At 54.4% G+C, this 14,077-nt stretch carries 10 protein-coding genes, 1 tRNA gene, 2 rRNA genes and 1 riboswitch (1 of these 14 cut by a window edge); of the genes, 2 read left to right on the top strand and 11 right to left on the bottom strand.

What is annotated here, in order from left to right:
* The first annotated feature begins 32 nt into the window (after nucleotides 1-32).
* Nucleotides 33-1,139 (top strand): alpha/beta hydrolase, encoded by a 1,107-nt coding sequence (locus tag FY156_15335; GenBank protein UXS02747.1) that lies wholly within the window; start codon nucleotides 33-35, stop codon nucleotides 1,137-1,139.
* An 89-nt stretch (nucleotides 1,140-1,228) separates the two neighbouring features.
* On the opposite strand, the gene nrdF is transcribed toward FY156_15335, so the two are convergent.
* The 8 genes from nrdF to FY156_15295 all read right to left on the bottom strand — a co-directional run bounded on the left by nrdF (nucleotide 1,229) and on the right by FY156_15295 (nucleotide 9,276).
* Nucleotides 1,229-2,215 (bottom strand): class 1b ribonucleoside-diphosphate reductase subunit beta, encoded by a 987-nt coding sequence (nrdF, locus tag FY156_15330; GenBank protein ID UXS02746.1) that lies wholly within the window; start codon nucleotides 2,213-2,215, stop codon nucleotides 1,229-1,231.
* 15 nt (nucleotides 2,216-2,230) lie between these two features.
* Nucleotides 2,231-4,420: a class 1b ribonucleoside-diphosphate reductase subunit alpha gene (gene nrdE / locus FY156_15325; protein ID UXS02745.1), complete on the bottom strand. Its 2,190-nt coding sequence runs from the start codon at nucleotides 4,418-4,420 to the stop codon at nucleotides 2,231-2,233.
* Nucleotides 4,408-4,806: a class Ib ribonucleoside-diphosphate reductase assembly flavoprotein NrdI gene (gene nrdI / locus FY156_15320; GenBank protein ID UXS02744.1), complete on the bottom strand. Its 399-nt coding sequence runs from the start codon at nucleotides 4,804-4,806 to the stop codon at nucleotides 4,408-4,410. Before nrdI ends, nrdE begins: the two co-directional genes overlap by 13 nt.
* A gap of 9 nt (nucleotides 4,807-4,815) precedes the next feature.
* Nucleotides 4,816-5,037, bottom strand: coding sequence for a glutaredoxin-like protein NrdH (nrdH, locus tag FY156_15315; GenBank protein UXS02743.1), 222 nt, complete (start codon nucleotides 5,035-5,037; stop codon nucleotides 4,816-4,818).
* 249 nt (nucleotides 5,038-5,286) lie between these two features.
* Nucleotides 5,287-5,510, bottom strand: a riboswitch (cobalamin riboswitch).
* Between the two features lie 133 nt (nucleotides 5,511-5,643).
* A complete protein-coding gene (locus FY156_15310; GenBank protein UXS02742.1) occupies nucleotides 5,644-6,273 on the bottom strand; it encodes a nucleoside triphosphate hydrolase in 630 nt (209 codons plus the stop codon).
* Nucleotides 6,270-7,052: a sugar ABC transporter ATP-binding protein gene (locus FY156_15305; protein UXS02741.1), complete on the bottom strand. Its 783-nt coding sequence runs from the start codon at nucleotides 7,050-7,052 to the stop codon at nucleotides 6,270-6,272. Before FY156_15305 ends, FY156_15310 begins: the two co-directional genes overlap by 4 nt.
* Nucleotides 7,052-8,134, bottom strand: a complete 1,083-nt coding sequence (locus FY156_15300; GenBank protein UXS02740.1) for an ABC transporter permease — start codon at nucleotides 8,132-8,134, stop codon at nucleotides 7,052-7,054. Before FY156_15300 ends, FY156_15305 begins: the two co-directional genes overlap by 1 nt.
* Nucleotides 8,135-8,253: 119 nt before the next feature.
* Entirely contained in the window at nucleotides 8,254-9,276 is a 1,023-nt protein-coding gene (locus FY156_15295; protein UXS02739.1) for a sugar ABC transporter substrate-binding protein, read from the bottom strand.
* A 266-nt stretch (nucleotides 9,277-9,542) separates the two neighbouring features.
* On the opposite strand from FY156_15295, the gene FY156_15290 reads away from it, so the two are divergent.
* The gene (locus FY156_15290) at nucleotides 9,543-10,775 is read left to right on the top strand and encodes an ROK family transcriptional regulator (protein ID UXS02738.1); all 1,233 of its coding nucleotides are present in this window, start codon (nucleotides 9,543-9,545) and stop codon (nucleotides 10,773-10,775) included.
* A gap of 65 nt (nucleotides 10,776-10,840) precedes the next feature.
* On the opposite strand, the gene FY156_15285 is transcribed toward FY156_15290, so the two are convergent.
* From FY156_15285 to FY156_15275, 3 genes are all read right to left on the bottom strand, one after another.
* Nucleotides 10,841-10,917: transfer RNA gene (locus tag FY156_15285), tRNA-Met, on the bottom strand.
* A 260-nt stretch (nucleotides 10,918-11,177) separates the two neighbouring features.
* Nucleotides 11,178-11,292, bottom strand: a 5S ribosomal RNA gene (rrf, locus tag FY156_15280).
* Between the two features lie 95 nt (nucleotides 11,293-11,387).
* Nucleotides 11,388-14,077, bottom strand: a 23S ribosomal RNA gene (locus FY156_15275) (it continues 115 nt past the right edge of the window).

The following is a 14,077-nucleotide window of genomic DNA, read 5'->3' as shown; positions in this document are numbered from 1 at the left end:
TGGCCAGTTCAATCTGACCGGTTACCTTGTTCATGCGCCTTGTTGTCTCGCTTATTTTCGCTCTCAGCCTCCTTTCCTCCTGCGCGGGACGACCGGGAGCGGATGTCCTGCAGGCGATCGATACGAAAGCAAATGGTGCGAAAACCTTGACCGCTTATGTGGCAAGCACACGCGATCAAAACGAAGCAGGTAAAGGCTTCGGTACAGGCCGCGCGACGGCACCGAACTATGCCCGGTTCGATATTTCCATTCCGCCCAGCCACAAAAAGGGAAAAATCGAGTGGGCAAGGAGCAAGCCAAATCCCAAAACGGATTTCGTCGTGACCCGCGCCAACATGCTCAAGGAGCAGGAATTCAATACTGATCTGGGACAGATCGCCAAGTCAGGAAAACAGATCGGTCTTTTCGTGCACGGCTACAATTACAGCTATCAGGAAGCCTTGTTCCGTGCAGCGCAAATGGCTGCCGATGCGGATATCAATGGCGTACCACTGGTATTTTCCTGGCCATCGCAGGCAAATGTTACAGGCTATGTCGCTGACAAGGAATCGGCGACCTATTCCCGCGATGCGCTGGCAGGACTTATGACGGACCTCGCCCGCCAGTCACCCAAAGGCAAGATCGTCGTGTTCGGTCACAGCATGGGCGGTTGGCTGGTGATGGAAGCCTTGCGCCAGTTGCGTTTCGAAGGACGGAACGATATCATTGCCAAACTGCAGGTCGTTCTGGCGGCTCCGGATATCGACGCTGATGTGTTTCGCAAACAGGTCCAGGTGGTCGGACGCCTCAATCCACCTCTGACCGTATTGGTCTCCAAGGACGACCGAGCACTCAAGGCATCCTCCATACTCGGCGCCGACGTAACGCGTATCGGCGCCCTGGATGTCGAAGATCCGCAGGTTCAGGACGCTGCGCTGAAAGAGGGTGTGCAGTTTGTCGATATTTCCAATCTGGAAGCATCTGATCCGCTTAATCACGACCGCTACGCGGCGCTGGCCGCCCTAATCCCGCAATTGGAGGCCAACAGGCAGCAAAATGGCTCCGAAATCGGAAGGGCGGGCGCTTTCGTTTTCGATGCCATTGGTGCGACAATTTCGAGCCCGTTCCATTTGGCAAGCAAGGTCGTGAACCCGCAATGATGCGGGTTCGTCCTGCCCCAACTCGGTATTGAGTCGGGTAACCGGATCGCGGTTTCGCAAATCCGCAGCACAAATTCGGCGGAATTTTTTCAGAAATTCCAGTCTTCGTCCTCTGTCGCGACCGCTTTTCCGATAACGTAAGACGATCCGGAACCGGAGAAGAAGTCATGGTTTTCATCGGCGTTGGGTGAAAGCGCCGACAGGATCGCCGGATTGACCTTGCACGCCTCGGCAGGAAACAGGGCTTCGTAACCCAGATTCATCAAGGCCTTATTGGCATTGTAGTGAAGGAACTTCTTCACATCTTCCGATAGCCCGACGCCATCATAAAGGTCTTCCGTGTACTTTGCTTCGTTGTCGTAGAGTTCCAGCAGCAGGTCGAAAGCAAAATCCTTGATCTCCTGCCGCTCAGCCTCACTCAGCCTTTCCACCGCGCGCTGGAATTTGTAACCGATGTAATAGCCATGAACAGCCTCATCGCGAATGATGAGACGGATGAGATCGGCTGTGTTGGTGAGTTTGGCACGGCTTGACCAGAACATTGGCAGGTAGAAACCGGAGTAGAACAGGAAGCTCTCAAGAAAGACGCTCGCGACCTTCTTTTTCAACGGGTTGCCGCTGTCGTACTCCCGCATGATAAGCGCCGACTTGCGCTGCAGGAACTCGTTTTCCTCAGACCAGCGGTAAGCATCGTCAACGTCGGGTGTCAGGCAAAGCGTCGAAAAAATCGAGGAATAGGAGCGGGCATGGACCGCCTCCATGAATGAAATGTTGGAAAGCACCGCTTCCTCGTGTTGCGTGACCGCATCCTCCATCAACCGAACGGCGCCAACACCGTTCTGAATGGTATCGAGCAAAGTGAGACCGGTGAAGACACGGATGGTCAGCTTCTGCTCTTCAGGTCGCAACGTTCCCCATGAGGGAATGTCGTTGGACAGCGGCACCTTTTCTGGCAGCCAGAAATTTGACGTCAGACGGTTCCAGACCTCAAGGTCCTTGTCGTCTTCAATACGGTTCCAGTTGATGGCACGCAGGCGGGAGGCAGCCTTTGCGTTGGTCTTGATTTGGATATTCATGTTCGTCACCGGAAATCACAGGGTGCAGGAGACGCAACCCTGCACTTCCGTGCCGGTCAGCGCCATTTGGCGAAGGCGGATGTAGTAGATTGTCTTGATGCCCTTTTTCCAGGCATAGATCTGCGCCCGGTTAATGTCGCGGGTGGTCGCTGTATCGCGGAAAAACAGGGTCAGCGACAACCCCTGATCGACATGCTGCGTTGCTGCCGCATAGGTGTCGATGATCTTTTCAGGCCCGATCTCATAGGCATCCTGATAATAGTCGAGATTGTCATCTGAGAGATAGGCAGCCGGGTAATAAACACGGCCAATCTTGCCCTCTTTGCGAATCTCGATCTTTGAGACGATCGGGTGAATGGAAGAGGTCGAGTGGTTGATGTAGGAAATCGAGCCGGTAGGCGGTACCGCCTGAAGGTTCTGGTTATAAAGGCCCGAACTCATCACGGCCTGCTTCAGCGCCAGCCAATCTTCCTGCGTCGGGATAGCGATACCAGCCTTTTCGAACAGACCTGCCACTTTTTCGGTCGCCGGCTTCCATTCTGTTTCCGTGTATTTGTCGAAATAGTCGCCGGACGCATATTTTGAGTTTTCAAAACCCTTGAAGCTCTGGCCGCGCTCAACTGCCAACCGGTTCGAAGCACGAATGGCGTGATACGTGACCGTGTAGAAGTACATGTTGGTGAAATCTATGCCCTCTTCCGAACCGTAATAAATCCGTTCGCGGGCAAGATAGCCATGAAGATTCATCTGTCCGAGGCCGATCGCATGGCTATCGGCATTGCCCTTCGCGATAGAAGGGACGGATGTGATGTTGCTCATGTCAGAGACGGCGGTCAACGCCCGGATCGATGTCTCTATGGTCTTGCCGAAATCACCCGAATCCATCGCAGCGGCAATGTTCAACGAACCGAGATTGCACGAAATATCCTTGCCCAGATGATCATACGTCAAATCGGCATTGTAAGTGCTCGCGTCACTGACCTGCAAAATCTCCGAGCAGAGGTTGCTCATGGTGATGCGCCCGGCAATCGGATTCGCCTTGTTCACCGTGTCTTCGAACATGATGTAGGGGTAGCCGCTTTCGAACTGGATTTCGGCAATCACCTGGAAGAAGTCGCGCGCCTTGATTTTCTTTTTCTTGATGCGACTGTCAGCCACCATCTCACGGTATTTTTCCGTGACCGAGATTTCGGTAAACGGCACACCGTAAACACGCTCGATGTCATAAGGCGAAAAGAGGTACATATCCTCGTTGTTCTTGGCGAGTTCAAACGTGATGTCAGGTATGACCACGCCGAGTGAGAGGGTCTTGATACGGATCTTCTCGTCGGCGTTTTCGCGTTTTGTGTCGAGGAACCGCATGATATCGGGGTGGTGGGCGTTCAGATAGACGGCCCCCGCTCCCTGCCGCGCGCCAAGCTGGTTCGCATAAGAGAATGAATCCTCCAGAAGCTTCATGACGGGAATAACGCCTGAAGACTGGTTCTCGATCTGCTTGATCGGGGCGCCTGCCTCGCGAAGGTTGGTAAGTGACAAAGCCACGCCGCCGCCGCGTTTCGACAATTGCAGCGCTGAATTGATGCCGCGCGCGATGGACTCCATATTGTCCTCGATGCGCAACAGGAAGCAGGAGACAAGTTCGCCACGCTGTTTTTTGCCGGCATTCAGGAAAGTTGGGGTCGCAGGCTGGAAGCGGCCCGAAATGATCTCATCGACCATATCGCGAGCCAGCGACTCGTTGCCACGGGCCAGCGCCAGCGCAACCATGCAAATGCGGTCCTCATAACGCTCGAGGTAACGTTTGCCGTCGAACGTCTTCAGTGTGTAGGAGGTGTAATATTTGAAGGCGCCAAGGAAGGTCGGGAAACGGAACTTCCTGGCATAGGCGTGGTCGAAAAGATCGCGGACGAAGTTGAACGAATACTGATCGAGCACCTCCTGCTCGTAATAGCCTTCCGTCACGAGATAATCGAGCTTCTCCCTGAGGTTATGGAAGAAGACGGTGTTCTGATTGACGTGCTGCAAAAAATACTGTTTCGCAGCCTGCCGATCCTTGTCGAGCTGGATCTTGCCGTTCTCGTCGTAGAGATTGAGCATGGCATTCAGCGCGTGATAATCAAGCGCTGTATCCAGCGGTTTCGCGGTAACGGAAACTGGCTGTTTTGCGCTCTTGTCCCGAAGGACGTCAGAAGTCAGCGTGTCCAAAATCGTTCCAATCCATGAGTGACGTTGGCGACATCCTCCTCGGTCCCGAGAAGCTCGAAGCGGTAGAGAAAGGGAACCGCGCATTTGCGCGAGACGATTTCTCCAGCCGAGGCGAATGCCGCGCCAAAATTCGTGTTTCCCGCAGCAATGACGCCGCGAATGAGGTTTCGATTGGCTGGCTCGTTCAGAAACCGGATTACGGGTTTCGGAACAGCCCCTTTGGTCCCGCCTCCCCCATAGGTGGGGGTGACGAGGACGTAGGGTTCCGACACAAGCAGGGTTTCGTCAGCGGTGCCGATAGGTAGCCTGAGCGCCTGGCCACCCAGTTTCTGAACGAAGCGATGGGTGTTTTCGGATCGGCTGGAATAATAGACGATCAGTCCCATCGCCCTCTCTCAGGAAATTGCGCTGATCATATCGGGGCGAAAACCGGCCCAATGGCGCTCGCCAGCAATGACGACCGGAACCTGCATGTAACCCAGCCCCCTGACGTGATCGAGGGCATCCGCATCCTCCGAAATATCGATGATTTCGTAGCTGACTCCGATGCGATCAAGCGCGCGATAGGTTGCTTTGCACTGAACGCAGGCGGGTTTGCTGTAAACGGTGACGGTCATGGTGTCCTCTTTCAAAGCTGCCCATACGCGCAGCCGAACGGTCCCGACGGCTCATTACCATCAGGTGGGTGGGTTCATTGATGAATTGGAGCGGCTATGCCGCGACGAACCAAAACCTACGCCGACGAGCGCAGGAAACTGTAAAAATACGATGGCATGACTTCACCCCGAAGTTGATCTCAGCGGGATACAGGAAAACGGCGTGCGCAACTCATTTGCGCCAACACCCTCCTTCCGGACACCCCGCCCGTGGACGTGCACGCTCAAGGCAGGTCTCCTGGCTTGCGGGTCTAAACATCGGCTCCAACCTTCCCAGAGCGTAAACCCCAGTGGCACAATATGGAACGATGCTCACCGTTTACAGTTGCGGGGGCAGCCTCGGGATTGTTCCGCCATCATGGCGTCTCGCACCGAATTCCCGTCTTAGCTCCCAATCCTTGCGAATCGAGAGAACCTTGAACACCACATATAGTATATCATGAATCTTTTCCGTCAACGGATAGACATGCAAATCCTCGCCATGGTGGATCAAAAAGATTCACCCTATGGTTAGCAAATTCTTATGAAGGCTGTATTTCAGGCTGTTCCACCCTTATGGGAGTACAGTCACTCCCAGATATCGATGTGGATATCTGCAGGGCGTGAAGATCCGATCACCCGTCTTCCATTCGGAAGATCGTTTTCAAACAGCTTGGCTGCGATCTGGCTTTCGTTCAAACCGTAACCGATCCATCTGTTACGAAGGCGCTCTTCGAGCACCGCCACGGACGGACCGACAAAAACGCTCATATCAAAACTGTCCGTCAGCCGTGTCCATGGCTCTTCATTGAGAAGCAGGTAATTACCTTCCGCCAAAATGAAACGGGTGTCCGGTGAGATGGCGCGCGCGGACGCGATGGCTATTTCCCTGGAGCGATCGAAAACGGCGACGAGAACTTCCTCGCCGTTTTTGCGAACGGCGGAAACAATATCCAGGAAGCCACGGACATCAAAGGTTTCCGGCGCACCTTTTCTTGCAAGAAGGCCGCGCTCTTCCAGGATACCATTGTCCATATGGAAGCCGTCCATCGGCAACACGGCAGCCATCTCGCCTTTCGCGATCAGAGCGCTGCACAAGGCCTCAGCCAATGTCGATTTGCCGGCCCCAGGGGGACCGGCAATAGCAACGATAAATCGGGGTTTGTCTCCGGCCCGTTGAAGGACCTCCTCAACGATCGTTTCAAGTTTCAATGTCATGCAGCCAGGGTTTCCCGTGGCGGCTCTTTGGCGCCCGTCATGAAGGCGACGGCATCAGACATCGAATACTCCTTCGGATTGATGACGCACAGGCGTCGGCCGAGGCGATGAATATGAATGCGATCAGCCACCTCGAAAACATGCGGCATATTATGTGAAATGAGCACGATCGGAAGCCCTCTGGAACGGACATCGAGTATCAGTTCCAGCACTCTGCGACTTTCCTTGACGCCGAGGGCGGCCGTCGGCTCATCGAGAATGACAACCTTCGAACCAAAAGCGGCTGCGCGCGCCACCGCAACCCCCTGCCGCTGACCACCAGACAGCGTTTCGACCGCCTGATTGATATTCTGGATCGTCATCAAACCAAGTTCGGACAGCTTGTCACGCGCGAATTTTTCCATGGCCGGGCGATCCAGCGCGCGAAACAGGCTTCCACGAATACCTGTCTTACGGATCTCACGCCCGAGGAACATATTGTCGGCTATGGAAAGTGCGGGGGACAGCGCAAGGTTTTGATACACCGTTTCGATGCCAGCCTTGCGCGCCTCGATGGGCGAGCGGAACTGCACGGTCTGACCTTCAAGCTGGATTTCCCCTTCATCCGGCGTGATGGCACCGGAAATAGCCTTGATCAGCGATGACTTTCCCGCACCGTTATCGCCGATGACCGCGAGAATTTCACCCGGATAGAGATCAAAATCAGCCTGATCCAGGGCGGTGACGCGGCCATAACGCTTAACGAGGCTGCGTGCCGTGAGTATCGGTTCTTTTGTCATCAGCCTGCTACCTTTCTGATCCACTGGTCGATTGCGACAGCCAGGATGATGAGGACGCCGATCAACAGATAGGTCCATTGTGGATCGGTGCCAATGAGACGCAAGCCGAGCGAGAAGACACCGACAATCAAGGCGCCGAAGAGCATTCCAAGGATGGACCCACGACCACCAAACAGGGAGAGGCCACCGATCACCACCGCTGTGATGGATTCAATATTCGCAAACTGGCCAGCAGTCGGAGAAACGGAGCCGATGCGGCCAATCAGCGCCCAACCGGCGAAGGCACAGATGAGGCCTGAGAGAGTGTAAACTGTTGTCAGCATGCGCTTCACGTTGACACCGGCAAGCTCAGCAGCATCCGGATCATCGCCAACGGCGTAGAGATGGCGCCCCCAAGCGGTGTGGTTGAGCACGTACCAGAGGAGTGCGACCAGCAGGACCATCGCAATAACACCATAGGTGAACACTGCATTGCCGAAGCGAACGTTCTGACCGAAGAACTGCAGAATGGGCGCCTGTTGCGCGATATCCTGTGCCCGGATCGTCTCGTTGGCGGAGTAAAGGAAATTGCCGGCAAGAACGATCTGCCACATGCCGAGAGTGACGATAAAGGGCGGCAGGCGCATTCTCGAGACGAGAAGACCATTGATGAAGCCGCAGAGCGCACCGACAGCAAATCCGCACAGGATGGCGAGTTCCGCTGGCAGACCGTAGCGGAACGCGAATTGTCCCATGACGACGGAAGACAAGACCATGATCGCGCCGACCGAGAGATCGATACCGGCGGTCAGGATCACCAGAGATTGCGCAGCGCCGACGATACCGACGATGGCGACCTGCTGAAGAATGAGGGTCAGCGAGAAGGCAGAGAAGAACTTTCCGCCGAGGATTGCTCCGAAGACAATCAACGAGATCACCAGCACGATCAGCGGCACGGCCGCCGGACTGGAATGCAGAAAGTGCTGAAGCTTCTCCAGAGGAGTTTTGTCGTGCGTATCGAAAGCCGCAACTTGCGTCGAGCTCCCTGAAAGCACCTTTTCAAATTCATTGTGCGGCTGAGCACGCGCCGGCTGATCGCTCATGAATGTTCCTCCCGATCACGCTCGTCTATTTTGTGTCCCGCTCGCCCGAACATGATGCGGCGGGTTCATGGCTGAACAAGGGGGCGAGAGGCCCCCTCGCAGATTTCAGTATCCGGGTATCAACCCCAGCACTTGCCCAGGCCGTCTTTCGTGTCGATCGAATCAAGACCTTTGACGGGCTTGTCAGTCACCAGGGTCACGCCGGTATCGAAGAAATTCTTGCCTTCGGTAGGCTTTGGCTTTTCACCCGTGTCAGCGAACTTCTTCACGGCTTCAACGCCAAGGGCTGCCATCATCAACGGATATTGCTGTGACGTGGCTCCGATCACACCTTCGGCGACGTTCTTGACGCCCGGGCAACCGCCATCAACCGAAACGATCAACACATCCTTTTCACGACCGACTGCCTTCAAAGCTTCATAAGCGCCAGCGGCCGCAGGTTCATTGATCGTGTGGACAACGTTCAGGGTCGGATCTTTCTGCAGCATGTTTTCCATTGCTGCTCGTCCACCCTCTTCATTGCCGTTGGTAACGTCATGGCCAACGATACGCGGATCGTCTTCATCACCAATCTTGTTGATGTCCTTCACGTCGATGCCAAAGCCCTTCATGAAGCCCTGGTTACGCAGGACGTCCACTGTCGGCTGAGAGGGGGTGAGATTCAAGAAAGCGATCTTCGCATCCTTTGCCTTGTCGCCGAGCGTACCGGCGGCCCATTTGCCGATCAATTCGCCAGCCAGAAGGTTGTCGGTTGCAAAGGTCGAATCGGCAGCATCAATTGGTTCAAGAGGTGTATCGAGGGCGATTACCAGCAGGCCGGCATCGCGCGCCTTCTGGACAGCCGGAACAATACCCTTGGTATCGGAAGCGGTGATCAAAATACCCTTGGCGCCGTCCGCGATGCAGGTTTCGATTGCGGCGACCTGGCTTTCGGAATCACCATCGATCTTGCCGGCATAGGACTTCAGGGTCACGCCAAGCTCTTTGGCCTTGGCCGTCGCACCTTCTTTCATCTTAACGAAGAAGGGGTTGGTATCCGTTTTGGTGATGAGGCACACCGACGTGTCGGCGGCAGATGCGACCGAGGCAAAAGAAACGCCAAGCGCAAGCGCGCCCAAAAGAGCGGAAACAGTGGTCTTCATTTAATCCTCCCAAATGAACAAGTGGGCGCCTTTGCGGCAGCCCGACGATCCCGTCTCCTCCGAGACTGACAATCGCTGAAACAAATGGAACCATCAAAGGCAAACTCTGTCAATAAATAAATCCGATTGAATTATTAATTCGGTGTGGCATTCTAAATCCGTGCAAGCAGGAAAGTCGCAATACTCAAAAACATCGCGATGTATGGCTTGCCAGGAGGCCGGCAGGTGTTGTGTATCGTAAACTCTGCTGGCGGGAGGAAGTGTGAATGAGACAGTCTGTTGACCCGGCGTTGTCAACTCCGGGCAGCGTTACGGATTCGAGCGGAGGGGCCAATCAGATAGGCGTTCGTGCCTATAATGAGCGGCTCGTGATGTCGCTCGTCCGCAGGCATGGAAGCCTTTCGAAAGCCGAGATTTCAAGGCTTTGCGGGCTTTCCGCGCAGACCGTCTCGGTCATCATGCGGTCTCTCGAAAAAGACGGACTTCTCGTGCGCGGCGAAAGGCTTCGCGGAAAAGTGGGGCAGCCGTCCACCCCCATGCGACTCAATCCGGATGCAGTGTTTTCCTTCGGTGTCAAAATCGGCCGCCGCAGTGTTGATCTGGTGCTGATGGACTTTGTTGGTCGCATCAAGCTCAAGCTCCACAGAACCTATCCTTACCCGATGCCGGAATGGATCATGCCTTTCGTGATCGAAGGCATCGCCGAAATCGAATCAAAACTGACCGACGCAGAGCGCGAGAAAATCGCCGGTGTGGGCATTGCGGCTCCTTTTGAGCTCTGGAATTGGGCGCAGGAAGTGGGCGCGCCTCAAATAGAAATGGAACGTTGGCGCAGCGTCGATATTCGTGCTGATATCGCTGAAAGCATAAGCTACCCGGTGTTCCTCCAGAATGATGCGACAAGTGCCTGTGGCGCGGAACTGGTTTTTGGAGCAGGTCAGAATTGCCCCGATTTCCTCTATATCTTCATAGGCTCGTTTATCGGTGGCGGGGTCGTCCTCAATTCCGCACTGTTTTCCGGGCGGACCGGGACTGCTGGTGCAATCGGCCCGCTACCGGTGCAGGGACAGGACGGCAAACCAGTTCAACTTCTGAAAATCGCCTCGATCTTCGTTCTGGAAAACATGTTGCGAGAAGAGGGCATCGATCCGCGACCGCTGTGGTTTTCGCCGGATGAATGGATCGATTTTGGTGAACCGCTCGAGCAATGGATCAGGAATACGGCCGCTGCATTGGCGCAAGCCGTGATTGCCGCCGCATCTATCATCGACTTCTCTTCCGTCATCATCGATGGCGGTTTTCCGGACTGGGTGCGCAAGCGGATCGTGGTTGCAACGCAGCTTGCGCTTGGTCTGCACGATCTTCAGGGTGTTATGATCCCTGAGATCATCGAGGGTGAAGTTGGGAGCCAGGCTCGCGCGGTTGGTGGTGCGAGTTTGCCGTTATTTTCGCGATATTTGATAGACCAGAATGTCTTGTTCAAGGACCCAGGCGGTTGATTTGGTGTTTGATGGTGTTTTGTATTGCGTCTTTTGACTTGGGGATTTGTGCTTTGTGGGGATATTGGTTGCGGGGGCAGGATTTGAACCTGCGGCCTTCAGGTTATGAGCCTGACGAGCTACCGGGCTGCTCCACCCCGCGTTATCTAGGCGACGCTTGCGTCGTCCGAACCAGCGCAAATCCAGAGGATTTGTCGCGACAGAGCAAACACGATGTGTTTGCGTCCTCCGATTTTTGCCGACGGCAAAATATCGTAATGACTTTGCCTTTGGCGAAGTCTCATTCAGCAGATTTGTCTGCTGAGAAGCTGATATTATAACAAAAAAGGCCGCGATGTGCGGCCTCTGTTATGGGCTTGAGGCCCTCATGTGATGAGAAGATTTGAATGTTGCGTTTTGCAGACCTGGCAGCGACCTACTCTCCCGCGTCTTAAGACGAAGTACCATTGGCGCTGGGGCGTTTCACGGCCGTGTTCGGAAAGGGAACGGGTGCAGCCGCCCCGCGATAACCACCAGGTCGGCAAAACGCAACAAGCGTTGTTTTTCGAGAAGCTGGGAAGCGATTGCTTCGTTTGATTTGAACACGTCAATTCATCGTTGATGAACATGAACAATGAGAACGATCAAGCCGATCGAGCTATTAGTAACGGTAAGCTTCATGCATTGCTGCACTTCCACACCCGTCCTATCAACGTGGTCGTCTTCCACGGCTCTGATAGGGAACACTCGTTTTCAGGTTGGTTTCCCGCTTAGATGCCTTCAGCGGTTATCCATTCCGTATATAGCTACTCTGCTATGCCCTTGGCAGGACAACAGATCCACCAGAGATACGTCCATCCCGGTCCTCTCGTACTAGGGACAGATCCTGTCAATATTCCTACACCCACGGCAGATAGGGACCGAACTGTCTCACGACGTTCTGAACCCAACTCACGTACCGCTTTAAATGGCGAACAGCCATACCCTTGGGACCTGCTCCAGCCCCAGGATGCGATGAGTCGACATCGAGGTGCCAAACAACCCCGTCGATATGGACTCTTGGGGGTCATCAGCCTGTTATCCCCGGCGTACCTTTTATCCGTTGAGCGATGGCCCTTCCACACGGGACCACCGGATCACTATGACCGACTTTCGTCTCTGCTCGACTTGTCAGTCTCGCAGTCAGGCTAGCTTATGCCATTGCACTCGACGACCGATTTCCGACCGGTCTGAGCTAACCATCGCGCGCCTCCGTTACTCTTTCGGAGGCGACCGCCCCAGTCAAACTACCCACCATACACTGTCCCGGATCCGGATAACGGACCGCGGTTAGACATCCACGAAGATAAGGGTGGTATTTCAAGGATGGCTCCACAAGAACTGGCGTCCCTGCTTCAAAGCCTACCACCTATCCTACACATGCCTTGGCGAATGCCAGTGTAAAGCTATAGTAAAGGTGCACGGGGTCTTTCCGTCTGACCGCAGGAACCCCGCATCTTCACGGGGAATTCAATTTCACTGAGTCTATGTTGGAGACAGCGGGGAAGTCGTTACGCCATTCGTGCAGGTCGGAACTTACCCGACAAGGAATTTCGCTACCTTAGGACCGTTATAGTTACGGCCGCCGTTTACTGGGGCTTCAGTTCAGAGCTTGCACCCCTCCCTTTAACCTTCCAGCACCGGGCAGGCGTCAGACCCTATACGTCGTATTGCTACTTCGCAGAGCCCTGTGTTTTTGATAAACAGTCGCTACCCCCTGGTCTGTGCCACCCCATCATACTTGCGTAAAATGGGGTCACGCTTCTTCCGAAGTTACGCGTGCAATTTGCCGAGTTCCTTCAACATAGTTCTCTCAAGCGCCTTGGTATACTCTACCTGACCACCTGTGTCGGTTTCGGGTACGGTCTATACGGTGGAGCTATTTCCTGGAACCTCTTCGCCGCCCAACCAATCCAATAAGGTTGAACAACACACGAGATCCGTCACTACCACCAGGCCCACGAATATTAACGTGGTTCCCATCGACTACGCGTGTCCGCCTCGTCTTAGGGGCCGGCTAACCCTGCTCAGATTAACTTTAAGCAGGAACCCTTGGTCTTTCGGCGAGAGGGTCTCTCACCCTCTTTATCGTTACTCATGTCAACATTCGCACTTCCGATATCTCCAGCAGCCCTCACGGGTCCGCCTTCACAGACTTACGGAACGCTCCGCTACCACTTGCATTGCTGCAAATCCTCAGCTTCGGTGCATGGCTTTAGCCCCGTTACATTTTCGGCGCAAAGACCCTTATTTAGACCAGTGAGCTGTTACGCTTTCTTTAAATGATGGCTGCTTCTAAGCCAACATCCTGGTTGTTTTGGGATCCTCACATCCTTTCCCACTTAGCCATGACTTGGGGACCTTAGCTGGAGGTCAGGGTTGTTGCCCTTTTCACGACGGACGTTAGCACCCGCCGTGTGTCTGCCGACTAGTACTCCTCGGTATTCGGAGTTTGGTTAGGATCAGTAAGACGGTGAGTCCCCATAGCCCATCCAGTGCTCTACCCCCGAGGGTATTCGGTCGACGCTCTACCTAAATAGATTTCGCGGAGAACCAGCTATTTCCGAGTTTGATTGGCCTTTCACCCCTAGCCACAAGTCATCCCGAACTATTGCAACAGTTATGGGTTCGGCCCTCCAGTTGGTGTTACCCAACCTTCAGCCTGCTCATGGCTAGATCACTCGGTTTCGGGTCTAATGCAACTAACTAAATCGCCCTATTCAGACTCGCTTTCGCTGCGCCTACACCTACCGGCTTAAGCTTGCTAGTTACACTAAGTCGTTGACCCATTATACAAAAGGTACGCCGTCAGGCTTGCGCCCTCCGACTGTTTGTAGGCATCCGGTTTCAGGTTCTATTTCACTCCCCTCGTCGGGGTGCTTTTCACCTTTCCCTCACGGTACTTGTTCGCTATCGGTCATGCACGAGTACTTAGGCTTGGAGAGTGGTCTCCCCATGTTCAGACAGGATTTCACGTGTCCCGCCCTACTCAAGGACAATGCCTGTTCTACGTGTAAGGGGCTATCACCCTCTATGGCCGGACTTTCCATTCCGTTCCACTTTATTCAGCATTGCCACTGGCCTGGTCCGCGTTCGCTCGCCACTACTTGCGGAGTCTCGGTTGATGTCCTTTCCTGCAGGTACTTAGATGTTTCAGTTCCCTGCGTTCGCTTCTTACACCCTATGTATTCAGGTGCAGATACCTTATCACAATGCTTGGAAACCCAGGCCGTTCATAAAACAGACTGGATTTTCCAAGCATTTAAGGTGGGTTGCCCCATTCG

Origin of the sequence: Agrobacterium tumefaciens (assembly GCA_025559845.1) — a bacterium.
Lineage (GTDB): Bacteria > Pseudomonadota > Alphaproteobacteria > Rhizobiales > Rhizobiaceae > Agrobacterium.
Note: the sequence above shows the minus strand (reverse complement) of the source record. Positions and strands in the feature narration are given on the sequence as shown.